The sequence below is a fragment of the Pasteurella testudinis DSM 23072 genome (assembly GCF_900176075.1).
Lineage (GTDB): Bacteria > Pseudomonadota > Gammaproteobacteria > Enterobacterales > Pasteurellaceae > Chelonobacter > Chelonobacter testudinis.
Map to the genome: position 1 here is coordinate 158,352 of NZ_FWWV01000002.1, position 15,313 is coordinate 173,664.

24 protein-coding genes are annotated in these 15,313 nt (G+C 47.7%); 9 read left to right on the plus strand and 15 right to left on the minus strand.

The window, feature by feature from the left end; all coding sequences use genetic code 11:
- Window positions 1-23 precede the first annotated feature (23 nt).
- The 5 genes from truD to B8880_RS02305 form a co-directional block, all read right to left on the minus strand.
- Complete coding sequence (gene truD / locus B8880_RS02285) at window positions 24-1,046, minus strand: tRNA pseudouridine(13) synthase TruD (RefSeq protein ID WP_084255800.1); 1,023 nt, start codon at window positions 1,044-1,046, stop codon at window positions 24-26.
- Window positions 1,043-1,522, minus strand: coding sequence for a 2-C-methyl-D-erythritol 2,4-cyclodiphosphate synthase (gene ispF / locus B8880_RS02290; RefSeq protein WP_084255801.1), 480 nt, complete (start codon window positions 1,520-1,522; stop codon window positions 1,043-1,045). The genes truD and ispF overlap by 4 nt, the downstream gene beginning before the upstream one ends.
- Window positions 1,519-2,202: a 2-C-methyl-D-erythritol 4-phosphate cytidylyltransferase gene (gene ispD, locus B8880_RS02295; protein ID WP_084255802.1), complete on the minus strand. Its 684-nt coding sequence runs from the start codon at window positions 2,200-2,202 to the stop codon at window positions 1,519-1,521. Before ispD ends, ispF begins: the two co-directional genes overlap by 4 nt.
- Window positions 2,202-2,486 (minus strand): cell division protein FtsB, encoded by a 285-nt coding sequence (ftsB, locus tag B8880_RS02300; RefSeq protein WP_084255803.1) that lies wholly within the window; start codon window positions 2,484-2,486, stop codon window positions 2,202-2,204. The genes ispD and ftsB overlap by 1 nt, the downstream gene beginning before the upstream one ends.
- Before the next feature lie 147 nt (window positions 2,487-2,633).
- Window positions 2,634-3,455 (minus strand): carbon-nitrogen hydrolase family protein, encoded by an 822-nt coding sequence (locus B8880_RS02305; RefSeq protein ID WP_084255804.1) that lies wholly within the window; start codon window positions 3,453-3,455, stop codon window positions 2,634-2,636.
- A 287-nt stretch (window positions 3,456-3,742) separates the two neighbouring features.
- On the opposite strand from B8880_RS02305, the gene aqpZ reads away from it, so the two are divergent.
- The 3 genes from aqpZ to greB all read left to right on the plus strand — a co-directional run bounded on the left by aqpZ (window position 3,743) and on the right by greB (window position 5,485).
- Window positions 3,743-4,435, plus strand: coding sequence for an aquaporin Z (aqpZ, locus tag B8880_RS02310; protein WP_084255805.1), 693 nt, complete (start codon window positions 3,743-3,745; stop codon window positions 4,433-4,435).
- Window positions 4,436-4,559: 124 nt separating this feature from the next.
- Window positions 4,560-4,940 carry a hypothetical protein gene (locus B8880_RS02315; protein ID WP_084255806.1) on the plus strand — a complete coding sequence of 127 codons (381 nt, stop codon included), beginning with the start codon at window positions 4,560-4,562 and terminating at the stop codon, window positions 4,938-4,940.
- Window positions 4,941-4,999: 59 nt separating this feature from the next.
- Window positions 5,000-5,485 (plus strand): transcription elongation factor GreB, encoded by a 486-nt coding sequence (gene greB / locus B8880_RS02320; RefSeq protein ID WP_084255807.1) that lies wholly within the window; start codon window positions 5,000-5,002, stop codon window positions 5,483-5,485.
- A gap of 58 nt (window positions 5,486-5,543) precedes the next feature.
- On the opposite strand, the gene B8880_RS02325 is transcribed toward greB, so the two are convergent.
- The 8 genes from B8880_RS02325 to radC form a co-directional block, all read right to left on the minus strand.
- Window positions 5,544-5,981 (minus strand): SoxR reducing system RseC family protein, encoded by a 438-nt coding sequence (locus B8880_RS02325; protein ID WP_084255808.1) that lies wholly within the window; start codon window positions 5,979-5,981, stop codon window positions 5,544-5,546.
- 2 nt (window positions 5,982-5,983) lie between these two features.
- Window positions 5,984-7,009, minus strand: coding sequence for a MucB/RseB C-terminal domain-containing protein (locus tag B8880_RS02330; RefSeq protein WP_159460707.1), 1,026 nt, complete (start codon window positions 7,007-7,009; stop codon window positions 5,984-5,986).
- Window positions 7,010-7,081: 72 nt separating this feature from the next.
- A complete protein-coding gene (locus B8880_RS02335) occupies window positions 7,082-7,657 on the minus strand; it encodes a sigma-E factor negative regulatory protein (protein ID WP_084255810.1) in 576 nt (191 codons plus the stop codon).
- A gap of 69 nt (window positions 7,658-7,726) precedes the next feature.
- Window positions 7,727-8,308 (minus strand): RNA polymerase sigma factor RpoE, encoded by a 582-nt coding sequence (rpoE, locus tag B8880_RS02340; RefSeq protein ID WP_084255811.1) that lies wholly within the window; start codon window positions 8,306-8,308, stop codon window positions 7,727-7,729.
- Window positions 8,309-8,430: 122 nt separating this feature from the next.
- Window positions 8,431-8,682 carry an FAD assembly factor SdhE gene (locus B8880_RS02345; RefSeq protein WP_084255812.1) on the minus strand — a complete coding sequence of 84 codons (252 nt, stop codon included), beginning with the start codon at window positions 8,680-8,682 and terminating at the stop codon, window positions 8,431-8,433.
- A gap of 122 nt (window positions 8,683-8,804) precedes the next feature.
- Window positions 8,805-8,975 carry a 50S ribosomal protein L33 gene (gene rpmG / locus B8880_RS02350; protein ID WP_034615495.1) on the minus strand — a complete coding sequence of 57 codons (171 nt, stop codon included), beginning with the start codon at window positions 8,973-8,975 and terminating at the stop codon, window positions 8,805-8,807.
- An 11-nt stretch (window positions 8,976-8,986) separates the two neighbouring features.
- Window positions 8,987-9,223, minus strand: coding sequence for a 50S ribosomal protein L28 (gene rpmB, locus B8880_RS02355; RefSeq protein WP_034615498.1), 237 nt, complete (start codon window positions 9,221-9,223; stop codon window positions 8,987-8,989).
- Between the two features lie 223 nt (window positions 9,224-9,446).
- Window positions 9,447-10,118, minus strand: coding sequence for a RadC family protein (radC, locus tag B8880_RS02360; protein WP_115306331.1), 672 nt, complete (start codon window positions 10,116-10,118; stop codon window positions 9,447-9,449).
- A 202-nt stretch (window positions 10,119-10,320) separates the two neighbouring features.
- Here radC and coaBC point away from each other — a divergent pair, with 202 nt between their 5' ends.
- The 6 genes from coaBC to B8880_RS02390 all read left to right on the plus strand — a co-directional run bounded on the left by coaBC (window position 10,321) and on the right by B8880_RS02390 (window position 14,516).
- On the plus strand, window positions 10,321-11,541 hold the full coding sequence (coaBC, locus tag B8880_RS02365; RefSeq protein ID WP_084255813.1) for a bifunctional phosphopantothenoylcysteine decarboxylase/phosphopantothenate--cysteine ligase CoaBC: 1,221 nt from the start codon (window positions 10,321-10,323) through the stop codon (window positions 11,539-11,541).
- 43 nt (window positions 11,542-11,584) lie between these two features.
- On the plus strand, window positions 11,585-12,040 hold the full coding sequence (dut, locus tag B8880_RS02370; RefSeq protein ID WP_084255814.1) for a dUTP diphosphatase: 456 nt from the start codon (window positions 11,585-11,587) through the stop codon (window positions 12,038-12,040).
- A gap of 5 nt (window positions 12,041-12,045) precedes the next feature.
- Window positions 12,046-12,669, plus strand: a complete 624-nt coding sequence (gene slmA / locus B8880_RS02375) for a nucleoid occlusion factor SlmA (protein ID WP_084255815.1) — start codon at window positions 12,046-12,048, stop codon at window positions 12,667-12,669.
- A gap of 7 nt (window positions 12,670-12,676) precedes the next feature.
- Window positions 12,677-12,901: a YheU family protein gene (locus B8880_RS02380; protein WP_084255816.1), complete on the plus strand. Its 225-nt coding sequence runs from the start codon at window positions 12,677-12,679 to the stop codon at window positions 12,899-12,901.
- A 42-nt stretch (window positions 12,902-12,943) separates the two neighbouring features.
- Window positions 12,944-13,588, plus strand: a complete 645-nt coding sequence (gene crp / locus B8880_RS02385; protein ID WP_084255817.1) for a cAMP-activated global transcriptional regulator CRP — start codon at window positions 12,944-12,946, stop codon at window positions 13,586-13,588.
- Between the two features lie 166 nt (window positions 13,589-13,754).
- Window positions 13,755-14,516 carry a class I SAM-dependent methyltransferase gene (locus B8880_RS02390; protein WP_084255818.1) on the plus strand — a complete coding sequence of 254 codons (762 nt, stop codon included), beginning with the start codon at window positions 13,755-13,757 and terminating at the stop codon, window positions 14,514-14,516.
- A gap of 44 nt (window positions 14,517-14,560) precedes the next feature.
- Here the strand turns inward: B8880_RS02390 and B8880_RS02395 are convergent, their stop codons facing one another.
- Both B8880_RS02395 and B8880_RS02400 read right to left on the minus strand, forming a co-directional pair.
- On the minus strand, window positions 14,561-14,929 hold the full coding sequence (locus tag B8880_RS02395; RefSeq protein ID WP_084255819.1) for a helix-turn-helix domain-containing protein: 369 nt from the start codon (window positions 14,927-14,929) through the stop codon (window positions 14,561-14,563).
- Window positions 14,930-14,951: 22 nt separating this feature from the next.
- A complete protein-coding gene (locus tag B8880_RS02400; protein ID WP_084255820.1) occupies window positions 14,952-15,254 on the minus strand; it encodes a type II toxin-antitoxin system HigB family toxin in 303 nt (100 codons plus the stop codon).
- Window positions 15,255-15,313: the final 59 nt, after the last annotated feature.

Here is a 15,313-nt window from a genome sequence, read left to right on the forward strand (position 1 = left end):
TTTCTTGGTTTTTGTTCGGGTTATTATTCAGCGCCGCCCACCTGTACCAGCTCCCGCACCAGCGCAGTGGCATAACTGCCGCTGTCGAGATAAAAACGCAAGCGCAAGCCGTCTTGTTCAAACTGCCAGCTTAAATCTTGCGCTCGCGCCAGCATTAAACGGCGGGCGTTCTGCAACCGCTCTTTGTGCATTAACGCAAGCAATTCCGGATAACGATCCGCCACCGCCTGTTCACGTTCGGCGGCTTCGGCTTGGGTCGCCAACGGCTGCGACCCGATTAATGCCGCTGTCAGCCCGACATCATGCCGTTGCAGGCGTGATTGCAAATCGCCCAGTTGATCGGCGGTCGCCACAAACCAGCTGTGCGACCCCTGCAATTGCAGCACATCGCCGTTCAGCACCGTATCATGCAGTTGATCTTCAATCCGTTGCGCCACGATTAAATTGAACAGCTCGCTGCGGGCGGCGGAGAGGTAAAAGCTGCGTTTTTTGCGGTCTTTCACCTGAATTTCGCCTTTTGCCCAGCGCAGCGCTTGGGTTAAATTATTACCGTCGCGCCCGAAGCGCTGTTCGGTAAAATAGTTCGGAAAACCGCACTTTGCAATGTGTTGCAGCCGTTGTTGCAGATCCGCACTTTCATGCAGATCGCGTAATAAAATCTCAAAATGGTTGCCTTGCAAACTGCCGATACGAATTTTACGGTTATGACGGGTAATCTCCAAGATTTCAACCCCGTCCAGCGCAAATTGTGAAAAATCCGGCGTTGCTTTGCCCGGCAGGTGTAAACAGAGCCACTGCTCGGTCACCGCATGACGATCTTTCAGACCGGCATAGCCCATGTTTTTCGCCGAAATGCCGGCAAACGCCGCCAGTTTTTCGCCGACAAACAGGGTGTTGGCATCGGTTTTGCGGACTTTCAAAGCAACAAATTCACCGTCGCCGCTCATCTCATAGCCCAGTTCTTCTTTGACGATAAAGTCACTGAATTCGGCTTTCAAGCGCGCTTGCTGCTGCGGTTTGCCGTGTAAATAAGCCAGTTCCGTCATGCTGTTTTCACCAGTAGCGCCACCGCTTCGCAAGCGATCCCTTCTCCCCGTCCGGTGAAGCCCAATTTTTCCGTGGTGGTGGCTTTCACATTCACCTGCGTCATCTCGCAGCCCAAATCCTGCGCAATGCAGGCTCGCATATCATCGATGTGCGGACGCATTTTCGGCGCTTGCGCAATAATGGTGACATCGACATTACCGACCCGATAGCCTTGCAACCGCACTTGACGGTAGGCTTCGCGCAGCAAGCCGCGGCTGTCGGCGCCTTTGTACGCCATATCGGTGTCGGGAAACAGTTTGCCGATGTCACCGAGCGCAACCGCGCCCAATAACGCGTCGGTCAAGGCGTGCAGCGCAACATCACCGTCGGAATGGGCAAGCAAACCCTGCGAATAAGGAACGGCAACACCGCCGATGATAATCGGGCCGTCACCGCCAAAGGCGTGCACGTCAAAGCCGTGTCCTATGCGTATCATTTATGCGTTCTCCGTTGTAAGTAAAATTCCGCCAATGCCAAATCTTCGGGGCGGGTGACTTTCAAATTGTCCGAGCGGCCGTGCACCAAGTGCGGTCGGTAACCCGCCAGCTCCATTGCCGACGCTTCGTCGGTCAGGATTAGATGATTGGCAAATGCCGCCGCATATGCCTCGCGCAAGACAACCGTCGGGAAAAATTGCGGGGTCAGGGCGTGCCATAATTGGCTGCGATCTTCCGTTGTCTGAATTTGTTGTCCGCTATCTGCCCGCTTAATCGTGTCTGTCACCGGATACGCCAAAATCGCGCCGTGTTGATCTTCAACCTGCAACAGCTTATCCAAATCCTGATGAGTCAGGCAGGGGCGCGCCGCATCATGCACCAGCACCCAGCTATCGTCCGCTGCGTGCCGCAAGCCGGCAAACACCGAATCCGCCCGTGTTTCCCCACCGGTGACCAACTCGATATTCGCCCGGTTTTGCAGCGCAAGCCGTGCGATATAAGGATCGTCTTGCGCCACGACCAAAATCACTTTTTCGATCAAAGGATAGCTTAACAGCACGTCAAGCGTGTGCTGCAAAATGGTTTTGCCGTTCAGCAACAGATATTGTTTCGGTTTATCCTGTAACATGCGGCTGCCGCTACCCGCCGCCGGTACAATGGCAATGATTTTCCGTTGCATTATTGATATTCGTCCGCTTTCATCAAACGGTAAAACACTTCGTTGGATTTCACCATATCATGTTCCAAGCGGGCGCGTTCTTCTACCGCAGCAACGCCTTCTTTCAGATCTTTAATCTCCGCCATAATCAACTGATTGCGTTGTGCCAATTGGGTGTTTTCCGCCGTCCGCTGTTCTATTTCCTGTTGTACCGTCTGGTAATCACTGTATCCGTTCTTACCGAACCAGAAGCTGTATTGAAACAGCAGTAGTAATCCGCCGAGGATAATAAGCAATACTCGCATAATTGTCCGTTCTCGCCTGCATTTGAAAATGCGGATAGTTTACCTTGAAATGGGTTAAAAATGGAATTTTAAACACGCAACGTGAGAAAGATTTATACTCAACCGCACTTTTGCACGCAAATCATCATAAAGTGCGGTTGAGGAAAATCAGGAACGAATGAAGAGCTGGCGGTGGCTTAATGCCGGTAACTGACGGCGCACGTCAGCCAAACGCCGGAAATTGATTTCGGCGACGGCAAAGCCTTCCCCCTCGCCGACACCGCAGATAATTTCGCCCCAAGGATCGATAATCATGCTTTGCCCAAACGTGGTGCGTCCGTTTTGATGGCGTCCGCCTTGCGCCGCCGCAATCACATAACACTGGTTCTCGACCGCTCTTGCGCGCAACAACAATTCCCAATGCGCCTTGCCGGTGGTGTAAGTAAACGCGGCCGGTAAAACCAGCACGTCGTAAGGCGTTTGTGCGCGGAACAGTTCGGGAAAACGCAAATCATAACAAATTCCTTGTCCGACCTTGATGCCGTCAATCTCCAAGTGCGGTACTTGGTAGCCCGCCTGAATGCTGTCGGCTTCACAATATTGCTCGCCGACACCGCTATAACTGAAAAGGTGGATTTTATCGTAACGGGAAAGCAGTTCGCCCTGCTCGCCATACACCAGCATACTGTTCAACACTTTATTTTCATCATTACCACGCAACGGAATCGAACCGCCGAACAACGTAATATGCAAGGCTTTGGCTAACTGCTGCAACGCATTCTGTAACGGCCCTTGCCCGAATTCTTCGGCAATTGCGAGCTTATCGCGATCACTACTCCCCATCAACGGCCAATATTCCGGCAATACAATCCATTTTGCGCCGGCCTGCGCCGCCTTATGCACTAAGGTCTGCATATCGTCGATATTGGTGCTGACATCAATTCCGGAAACCATCTGGATAGTCGCCACTTTCATCTTTTTCCCTGTCATATCCGCTCCTTACTAAGGTCTTGATTCTGCAGTCAGTATCCCTTGCTTTTATAAGGAAAACAAGTTGTGATATACATTTTTACGCTTAAAAAACAACAAATTGACAAATCATTCCCTCCGTCTGAATGGCTTGTATCTAATCGCAAAGAATATAACACAAGGTTACTATCTATATGCAATATAAAATGATGATAATGTAAACATCATATGAAGTGTAAAGATGATTGTAGTCTGGAAACTAAACAGGTAATATGCGCGCGTTTGTAAACTACATTAAAGGAAAGAGTATGAACAAATATTTTGCTGAATTTTTCGGTACATTCTGGTTGGTATTCGGCGGTTGCGGAAGTGCGGTCTTGGCTGCGGCTTACCCTGAACTGGGCATTGGTTTTGCCGGTGTTGCTTTAGCGTTCGGTTTAACCGTATTGACGATGGCGTATGCCGTAGGCCACATTTCCGGCGGTCACTTCAATCCGGCGGTTTCGCTCGGTTTATTGGTCGGCGGACGTTTCAGTGCCAAAGAATTGCTGCCATACATTATTTCTCAAGTCTTGGGCGCAACCGCCGCCGCTGCGGTGTTGTACTTTGTGGCTACCGGTAAAGCGGGCTTCGACGCCGCCGCCAGCGGTTTTGCCAGCAACGGTTATGCCGAACACTCGCCGCACCAATACAGCTTGGGTGCAGCATTAATCATTGAAATCGTATTGACCGCATTCTTCCTGATCATCATCATGGGTGCGACTGATGAGCGTGCGCCGAAAGGCTTTGCCCCAATCGCAATCGGTCTGGGCTTAACTCTAATCCACTTGATCAGTATTCCGGTCACCAACACCTCCGTTAACCCAGCGCGTAGTACCGGTGTTGCCTTATTCCAAGGCGGCTGGGCAATTGAACAATTATGGTTGTTCTGGTTAGCTCCGTTGGTCGGCGCTGCAATCGGTGGTTTCATCTACCGCACTTTGCTGTCCGGTCAAAAATAACCTCGACTCTGAATTAAAACGGCGGCTTTCTTTGCACAGAAAGCCGCTTTTTTTATGTGCTATAATCCGAATATGAATTTCTTATTTAAAATAAAATCAAACTGATATAGGGAAAATAACTATTATGGGAAAAATAGGTCCGCATGAGGGCAAAGAATTGGAGTTAATGCTTAATCATCAGAAAAAGCTCGCGCTTTTTTATACTGATTCCGATATTCCGCACGAGTTTTTACCTTATATCGAGAATAATACGTTCTCAGTCAACGAGATTTCACTCAAGAATAAAAATAACGGCATGAATATGACTTACTTTATCATTTTTAGAGCCGAATCATCGACGGAAGCCGAATATCTGGCATCACTACTCGCACAGAGTTTTGAGCGGTTTATACCGAGCTTGGAAAGAGAAATCGGATTAGCACTAGGTTACACCGAAGAAGATACTGCACTGTATATCCAAAATGCTCAATCTGTATTGCAAGTAAATCCGCCATTTTCTTGCTAAAAGAAGACCGCTTTTTATATGCTATAATCCGAATATGAATTTCTTATTTTAAAACCATAATGGCAAAATCAAATTACATTACCCGTCACGGCTGGAACCAGCTGGATCAGGAATTAAAATTTCTCTGGCGTGAAGAGCGGCCAAAAGTCACGCAAGCGGTGTCCGAAGCGGCGGCGTTGGGTGATCGCAGTGAAAATGCCGAATATATCTACGGCAAACGCCGCCTGCGTGAAATCGACCGCAGAGTGCGGTTTTTAAGCAAACGCTTGGAAGTGTTGCAAATCGTTGATTATCACCCGAAACAAGAGGGCAAAATCTTTTTCGGCGCCTGGGTGGAATTGGAAGATTTGGACGGACAATGCAAGCAGTATCGGATTGTCGGCTGTGATGAATTCGAGCCGCAGAAAAACTGGATTTCGATTGATTCGCCGGTTGCCAGAGCCTTAATCGGTAAAACGGTTGACGATGAAATCAAGGTTAACACCCCGTCCGGCGTGGTGGTGTGGTATATCAATAAAATCTGGTATCAGCCGGATTCCATTTAACGCGGCAGATGTGCTTTTGGCGCCAAAAAGATGATGATAAATGAATTGTCAGCAAGCCCTAAAGCTTACGCAAAAAAACCGGTTGATATAATTGTCGGCGGCTCAGTTTGGCAGCCACTTTTTTTATCGCGACAAAAGCCGCCGCCGTCATCAGGAAAATAAAAGCCGCCAACAGCAATTCGTTGTCGAGATATAACGAACCGATGAGGGTCGAAAGCAAAAGTGCGGTCAGAGGCACAATATACAGCAACAATGCCGAGAGAATCATCGACTTCTCCTGCAGTCCGATTTCAATCAGTTGTCCGGTCTGCAACGGCTGCTCAACCGCAATATCAAACAGCAGCGCCCCTTGATTACGGCTGCCGTTGAGTTCGGATAAAGCCGCAGCGCCGCAACTCGCTTGGGCGGCACAACCGCCACAGCCTTTTTTCGTTTCGCACCGCACTTTGGCAATACCGTTATGGTATTGCGTCACCACCGCCGTTTCAATCAACATGGTTACTGCCCGTTTGCATTAAAGATTACATCTTTCACAATCCGTTTTGCCGTCGCCAACGGAATCTGCCCAATCAGCGTAATTTCACGATTATTCAAGGTTTCGCTATAAATCGTATTACCGGCTTGTTGCCAATAATGCTCTCCCAAATTTTCTTCAATATTCTCATTGATATACAAGCTGAAAGAGAATAGTCCGTCACTGAACATCACGCTTTCCAATGCCCCGATTTCAGTCTGGTAGCGTTCATGTTTAACCGACTTGAAACCGGGCGGCAGCCAAGCCAGCCGCCACGTTGTTTCCGCTGCAACCTCATCGCCCTGCACGTTGATCAACGGCGGTAAGTTAAGTTGATCGAGCAGTGTCGTCAATTTCTGCGTTTCTTGCTGCAGCGCAGTGTCCTGCTGCACGGCGATTACTCTAAATTGTTCCAACAATTCGCTGTTGCGATCCAGCATATCGCTACGCAACAGCAAATGGGTTTGTTCGTCCAGCCATAACACATATTGATAACGGAAATCATCTTTCGGCAGCAGCCGAATAACCTGTGCGATCCGATCGGCAATCCGCGCTTTGCCGGCATCAATAAAGTCATAATGATGCTGTAATTGCTGATAATCGGCATACACGACGCCGGGAATATTATCCAGAATGTACGCCCCTTTGATACTGAACGGCTGATAGCTGTTGCTGTAATAACTGATGACATTATCACGCTGCACAATTTCCTGCTGCCCTCCGTCCAAGGTAGAAAGCTGCGCATAATGGCGTTGATTGGCGAAAACATGGCGATATTGGTAACTGTTGACCTGGGTCGGCAAGATTTGGATAAACGCGATGTCGTAATTATCATCACGCCATGCTTGCGCCATTTGTTGCAAGGTATTGAGCAACGTATCTGGCAACGCCGGATTCTGCTGTAGCTCACCGGACTGCAAAGGGGAGGTTTGGTCATGTTGTTGCGCATTCGCCGCTGCGGAAAATACCAAAGCAGCGCCCGCAACCAACATCGTTTTCAATAGCTTCATAAACATCTCAAAATAAACCGACTAAAACAAATTCACCACCGTACGGTGGTGAATCATTATTGCATTATCCGCTTACTCATGATTAGCCGTGGTTTCGTTTAATTGCTGAGTATTAGTACGGCGCTGTAACTCGTAATTTTGCAACATCATATTAATCCGTTTGCTCTGTTGCTCTAATTGAGCCTGTGTCGGCACATCCTGACTTGGCGCATTATAGCTGACTTGCTGAACGTTGTTGGTAAACGGTAATGTCTGCAATACCGGATTATCGGCGACCTGTACGCCGTTATCGGTCTGTAAATAAGATTGAACCCCGAACACCGCCACCAAACAGACGCTGGCCGCCACTGCCACCTGGGAAAGCGGCGCAAGCCAACCTTTTAATTTTTGCATAAACGGCTGTTTTCCCACTTCGATCGGCGTTGGTTGGGCAACCAAGTGCGGTGTCGGTTCAGACTCAATCAACTCCGCCATTTTTGCCGTAAAATCCGTGCCGAGCAAAACGGGGGTTTCCTTACGCATCACGGTACGAACCAAATGGTAGCGATTCCATGCTTGTTGAAGTTCTTCATCTTGGCACAGAGAATCAAGCAGATAATCATTCTGATACTCTCCGTCCAGATAAGCTGAAAGTAACTCTTTTTGCATTTTAATCTACTCCGCTATTTTTTTAGCTGTTTTTTAACCAAATTCTAATCAACCAAGTTTGGTAAGTTGTTAAATCTCGTTATTGATCAGAGGCGAAATCTTGCTGTCGATAATTTCCCTTGCCCTGAAAATCCGTGAACGTACCGTTCCGACCGGGCAATTCATAATGTCAGCAATCTCTTCGTAACTCAATCCTTCTAGTTCCCTCAACGTGATTGAGGTTTTTAATTCTTCCGGTAGAGCGGCTATCGTTTCAAATACGACTTTTTTCAATTCCGACGATAAAATCAAATTTTCCGGCGTATCCACATTTCGCAAACTGTCACCGGAATCATAGGTCTCGGCGTCTTCCGCCTGAATATCTTCGCTCGGCGGACGGCGTCCCTGTGCCGTGATATAGTTCTTTGCCGTATTGACGGCAATCCGATAAAGCCATGTATAAAATGCGCTGTCGCCGCGAAACAGTTCCAAAGAGCGGTACGCTTTGATAAAGGTTTCCTGCACCACGTCCGGAATATCATTTGCTGAAATATAACGGGTCAGCAAACCAGCCACTTTGTTCTGATGGCGTGCGACCAACAAATTAAATGCTTTTTTATCACCTTGCTGTGCCTTTTCTACCAGAGCCTGATCTGTTAGTTGTTCACTCATCAGAAGTGAATCTCCTTACCTCATATTACGCTAACAATCCAATTGCAATGACAGCAGGTCGGTATGTTGAATTAGAGCGTGTGATTTGTTAAAAGTTCAATTTTTTATAAAATTTAATAAATTTATTTGCCGGAAAGGTGATCTTGGATCAATTTTACCATGTCAGCTAGCGCTACGGTCGGTGCCGTTTGCTGATTCATCAGCCAGCGGAACAGTTCGGGATCGGTATAAGATAACAATTCAATAAAGGTGTCTTTCTGTGCAGCGGAAAGTTGCTCAAAGCGTTCCTGATAGAACGGCATAATCATGAAATCCAGCTCCAACATACCGCGCCGGCACGCCCAAGCGATTTTTAATTTATTGTATTGACTCATTTTCCCTTCCTTTTCGGCTTAAGCCGTTCAGCATAAGAATGGCGGGAATCATAACACAATTCTCCAAGTCACAGGCATAAAAAAACCCGATATCAAATCGGGTTTTTTCCTAGAGACAAAAATTACTTAATTTTTGCTTCTTTATAGATAACGTGCTTGCGAACAACAGGATCGTATTTTTTGATCTCCATTTTCTCAGGCATATTACGTTTGTTTTTCGTTGTTGTGTAGAAATGACCTGTTTCAGCAGTAGAAACCAGTTTGATTTTCTCACGCGCACCTTTACTTGCCATAATTCAGATCCTTAAAATTTTTCGCCTTTGGCACGCAAGTCAGCTAACACTGAATCAATGCCTTTTTTATCAATAATACGCATACCTTTCGCAGAAACGCGCAAGGTCACAAAACGTTTTTCACTTTCAACCCAAAAACGGTGAGAGTGCAGGTTTGGTAAGAAACGACGTTTAGTCGCATTCATTGCGTGCGAACGGTTGTTACCAACTGCCGGACGCTTGCCTGTTACTTGACAGACTCTAGACATGGTTAATTCTCCAATAAAACTTAATTAGCTCGAGCTTCGTGGTTCGGATCCCGCCTCGCGGTAACCTCGTCAGGTATGCAACCCGACCCACGCCAATATTAAAGGTGGGGGATTATACCATTTTTTCGCCATGACTCAAGTACAAAAACAGATTAAATCCAATTTTCAGCGATTTGAAGATCTTTTTGTTTAACCTAAAGATCTTATATGACATTTTGCCCTATCACGACAACCAGCCCAGCTCGGAAAATGCCCGATAACAGCCTTGTCCGATAATGAAATGATCCAACAATCGCACTTCGATCAGATCACACGCCTGCCGGATCTTTTCTGTAATATCGCGATCGGCTTCGCTCGGTTCGGCAACGCCCGACGGATGGTTATGCGCCAAAATCAACGCCGCCGCATTATATTCCAGCGCAGTTTTCACAATTTCGCGCGGATGCACATTCGCGCTGTTAATGCTGCCGAGAAACATCTCTTCTTTTCTAATCAAACGGTGCTGATTATCCAAAAACAGTACCAAAAACACCTCGCGCTGCCGCCCTTCCAGCTCGCTCTGCAGATACAGCCGCACCGTTTCCGGATTGGAAAAACTGACTTCGCGTTGCAACTCCTGCCGCAAATAGCGCTTGGTCATCTCTTTGCTCGCCTGCAGCTGAATATATTGGGTCACGCCCAACCCTTTCATTTGGCAAAACTGCGGTTGCGCCACGTTCAACAACGCACGCAAAGAACCGAAATGTTGCAGCACCTGCGCGGCAAGCTCCATCACCGGACAACCTTTTATGCCGGTGCGCAAAAAAATCGCCAGCAACTCCTGATCACTTAAATGCGCCGCCCCGTAGCGCAGCAATTTTTCGCGCGGCATCAACTCATTATCACGATTAATCAAGCTATTACTCTTCAAATTCAATTTGCCCTGCCCCGATTTTGCGTAGGCAGACAAAACAAGAAAACCGCCAGCGATAAATTTTGCGATCCGGCACGCAAAATCACAAATAAATAGCGGATCTTTTAATTAGATCAATGGATAAAATTACAGTAAAATAGCGCAAATTCATTTACAGCGAACGGAAAACAAGGTGGCGGAAAAGATGACAACACTGAACGGAAAACGGATCGTAGTCGGTATCAGCGGCGGCATCGCCGCCTATAAAAGTATTGAACTGATTCGCTTGCTACGCAAGAGTGATGCCGAAGTGCGGGTGGTTCTGACCGCTGCGGCAGCCCATTTTGTCACGCCGTTGACCTTGCAGGCGATTTCCGGCAATCCGGTGGCGGAATCGCTGCTCGATCCGCAAGCCGAACTGGCAATGGGGCATATCGAACTAGCGAAATGGGCGGATTTAATCGTTATCGCGCCGGCGACCGCCGATTTGGCGGCACGACTGGCGGTCGGCATGGCAAATGATCTGCTGAGCACAATCTGTTTAGCAACCACAGCCCCGATTTTACTGGCGCCGGCAATGAATCAGCAGATGTTTCGCCAAGCAGTGGTACAGCAAAATTTAGCCGTTTTGCAACAACGCGGCATGCGCTTAATCGGCCCCAATTCCGGCGAGCAAGCCTGCGGCGATGTCGGTGCCGGACGCATGTCCGAGCCGAACGAAATTTTCAGCGCCATTCAAACCGCACTTTCAACCGCACAGCAGTTTAAAGGCTTAAAAGTCGCCATCACTGCCGGTCCGACCCGAGAAGCGATTGATCCGGTGCGTTTCATCAGCAATCACAGCTCCGGTAAAATGGGCTTTGCCCTTGCCCGTGCTTTTGCCGAACAAGGCGCCGAAGTCAGCCTGATCGCCGGTCCGGTCAATTTAACCACGCCGCCAAACGTGCAGCGCTACGATGTGGAATCGGCACAACAGATGCACGGGCTGACCCTTTCCCTTGCGCCTCGGCAAGATATTGTGATCGGCTGCGCGGCAGTCGCCGATTACCGCATGGAAACCATTGCCGATCAAAAACTTAAAAAACAAGACGGCAGCGACCAATTGATCTTAAAATTAGTTAAAAATCCCGATATTATCGCCGACGTCGCCGCTCTGTCGGCAAACCGCCCTTTTGTGGTCGGATTCGCCGCCGAAACCCAAGATGTGCTGGAGTATGCAGCGAAAAAATTACAGGCGAAAAATTTGGATATGATCTGCGCCAACGATGTCGCCGTGCAAGGGCAAGGCTTTAACAGCGAACAAAATGCACTGACGGTGTTGTGGAAAAACGGGCAACAACAGTTGCCGCTCAGTGATAAATTTAGCCTGAGTCAAAAACTGGCGGCTCTAATTGTGCAACAATACCAAACCGCTCAAATTATTTAAAATACGTTATTCAAAAAATCATCTAAAACGAGAACAAAGTTACATGAAAAAAATTGATATTAAAATTTTAGATCAACGGATCGGCAGCCAATTTCCGCTGCCAAGCTATGCCACGCCGGGTTCCGCCGGTTTGGATCTGCGAGCGCTGCTCGATGAAAAAATCACCTTGCAAGCCGGTGAAACCAAACTGATTCCGACCGGCTTATCGATCTATGTCGCCGATCCGAATTTGGCGGCGGTCATTTTGCCCCGCTCCGGTTTAGGGCATAAAAACGGTATTGTGTTGGGCAATTTAGTGGGTTTAATCGACTCCGATTACCAAGGGCCGTTGATGGTTTCGCTGTGGAACCGTGGCACAGAGCCGTTCACGGTGGAAGTCGGCGACCGCATCGCGCAATTGGTTTTCGTGCCGGTGGTGCAGGCACAATTCAATATTGTAGCGGAATTTGACCAAAGCGAACGCGGTGAAGGCGGCTTCGGGCATTCCGGAAAACATTAATCCGTATGAATACCTCTGTTGTAAAACCGCCGGCCGGTAGTGAAAAACGTTCGATAAAAGAACGGCGTAAGCAAGTGCTTACCGTATTGTCGCACCTGCTGCACTCGGAAAAAGGCATGGAGCGGATCACCACCGCCCGTTTGGCAGCGGAAGTCGGCGTATCCGAAGCCGCACTTTACCGCTACTATCCGAGCAAAACCAAAATGTTCGAAGCGCTGATCGACCTGATTGAAGAAAATTTACTGCACCGCATCAAACAATCGATCAAAAGCGATACCGACACCGTGACGCGCATTCACAACATTATGCAGATGATTTTGGATTTTGCGCGCAAGAATCCGGGCATGACCCGAGTGCTCAGCGGCCATGCACTGATGTTTGAAGATCCGGCGCTCAAAGTGCGGATCGTCAAATTTTTCGACGGGCTGGAACTCCAGTTTAACAATATTCTGCAAATGCAGCGCCTGCGCGGCGGTAAAGCCTTTGCCATTGACGAAAAAGTGATTGCCGCCCATTTGGTTACCTTCTGCGAAGGGCAGTTTTTGCGCTATGTGCGCACCAACTTCCGCCGCAGCAATCATGCGGAATTCGCACAACAATGGCCGCTATTTGCGTCGCTGTTAAAATAAGGTTACTATGCTGATTCCTTGGCAAGAATTAAATGCGCAGACCCTTGAGAATATTCTTGAGTCTTTTATTTTGCGCGAAGGCACCGATTACGGTGTTACCGAGCTCACTCTGGCGCAAAAAAAAGAGCGGCTGAGGCGCCAATTAGAAACAGGAAATGTGGTACTGGTGTGGTCTGAATTGCACCAGTCAATTGATATAAAAGATAAAAGAGTATTTTTACAAGGCAAATAAACCGCCTAAAAATTACGGTCGCCATAGTTAAAAGAGGTATCTATGCAAGAGCAATTCACAACAAAACCAACGTCTCCGGATCCAACTCTGGAGTGGTTTCTTTCTCATTGCCATATCCACAAATATCCGTCAAAAAGCACCCTGATTCATGCCGGCGAAAAAGCAGAAACCTTATATTATCTGATCAAAGGCACGGTTTCGGTTTCAATTAAAGACGAAGACGGTAAAGAGATGATCCTGTCCTACCTCAATCAAGGGGATTTTGTCGGGGAAATCGGTTTATTCGAAGAAGACAGCGAACGTACCGCCTGGGTGCGCGCCAAAACTACCTGCGAAGTGGCGGAAATTTCCTATAAAAAATTCCGCCAACTGATTCAGATTAATCCGGAAGTGCTGATGTATCTGTCCGAACAACTGGCAAGACGTTTGCAGCACACCTCGAAACAAGTCAGCAATCTGGCGTTTCTCGACGTGACCGGCCGCATTGCGCAAACCCTGCTCAACCTCGCCAAAATGCCGGAAGCGATGACCCACCCCGACGGTATGCAAATTAAGATCACCCGTCAGGAAATCGGGCAAATCGTCGGCTGCTCACGCGAAACCGTCGGCAGAATCCTCAAAATGCTGGAAGATCAAAATCTGATCTCGGCACACGGCAAAACCATTGTGGTTTACGGCACACGTTAACGCTTATTTTCGCTCGTAACAATTTTCTCTCATAACAATGCCTCGCTTGCGGGGCATTTTTTATAGCGCAAAGATAATAATAATTTCCATTTGTAAAACAGAGCGCACTTCATTATGATAAGTGTTATTTAAAATATATCTTTAAGCAGAACAAAAGGTGCGTAAAATGAAAAAAGACGAAGTCGGACACAATTTCCTCGCCCGTTTAGGCAAAACCCGTTTACGCCCCGGCGGACGGCGTGCCACCGAATGGCTGATAGAACACGGCAAGTTCACCAGCGAAAGCAAAGTGCTGGAAGTGGCGTGCAACATGGCAACCACCGCCATCGGACTGGCAAAGCAGTATGGTTGCCACATTACCGGCATTGACTTGGACGAACAGGCGCTAATCAAGGCCGAAGCCAATATCCGACGCCATAACCTGCAAGATAAAATCAACGTCAGCCGAGCCAACGCCACCAAACTGCCGTTTGCCGACAATAGCTTTGACGTGGTAATCAACGAAGCCATGCTCACCATGTTGCCGCTGGAAGCCAAACGCAAAGCCATCGGCGAATATTTCCGCGTGCTGAAACCGGGCGGCGTGCTGCTGACCCATGATGTGATGCTGACCCGTGACGAAGATCCTGAGATGTTAGAGCGACTGCGCCATGCAATTAATATCAGCGTTACGCCCTTAAGCCAACATAATTGGTTGGATTTATTCCGTGAGTGCGGTTTTGCCCGCTGTGAATCGATTCATGACCGTATGACCCTGCTGTCGCCAAAAGGCATGATTTATGACGAAGGCGTTTCAGGCACGCTGAAAATCGTACGCAACGCCCTGAAAAAACAGAATTTTCCAACCTTTAAGAAAATGTTCAAGCTGTTTAACGATCCGCAACAGCGGCTGAATTTTATCGCGGTGGCCAGTTACAAATCGGAATAATGGTTGTCAGACCGCACTTTACCTACTGAACGGTAAAAGTGCGGTTACAATTCATACGCCGCAATCAAATTTTCCAGCGGGAAGCCAAACTGCTTATGCAGTTTACGGATCATGGTCAGGGTTAATTTGCGTTTTTTATTCAACACCTCATACACCCGATTCAACTGTCCGATTGCCGGCACTAAATCTTTGGCAGTCAATCCCTGTTGCTCCATTCTGAATTTGATCGCCTCAATCGGATCAGGCGGATCGATTGGGTAGTGCTTGGCTTCATAGGCTTCAATCAGCAGCAGCATCACTTCCAAAAAATCGCCTTCCGGCGTACCCCATTCAGGTTCATCATCAAAATAAGGGCTTACGATTTTTAAGGCTTCGCGATAGTCATCTTCGGTTTTTATCGGTTTAATATTCATACCTGTTCCAACATAGTTATACTTAAAATAACTCCACATTATCGGCATCAATCAGATCATATTGTTGATGTATGCCGATAAACTTAACGTAGATTGCTTTACGCAAATAAATCACTTTCACAATCAAGCGATAATGGTTGCCTTTAATATTAAACACCACCCGATTATTTTTTAAAATACTCGCGTTTCTAAAGGTAGTTTTAATATCAGACGGATTATTCCAAGATAATTTTTTTATCATGGCAATCCATGCCTTTAACGGTTGTTCTGCATCGGGATATATCTGCCAAAACTGTTTTAGCGTAGCAACGGTAATAATTCTCATCGTATTACAATCTCTGTTAACTAGTTTAATCCCATTATGGGACAAAAACAAGGGGGACA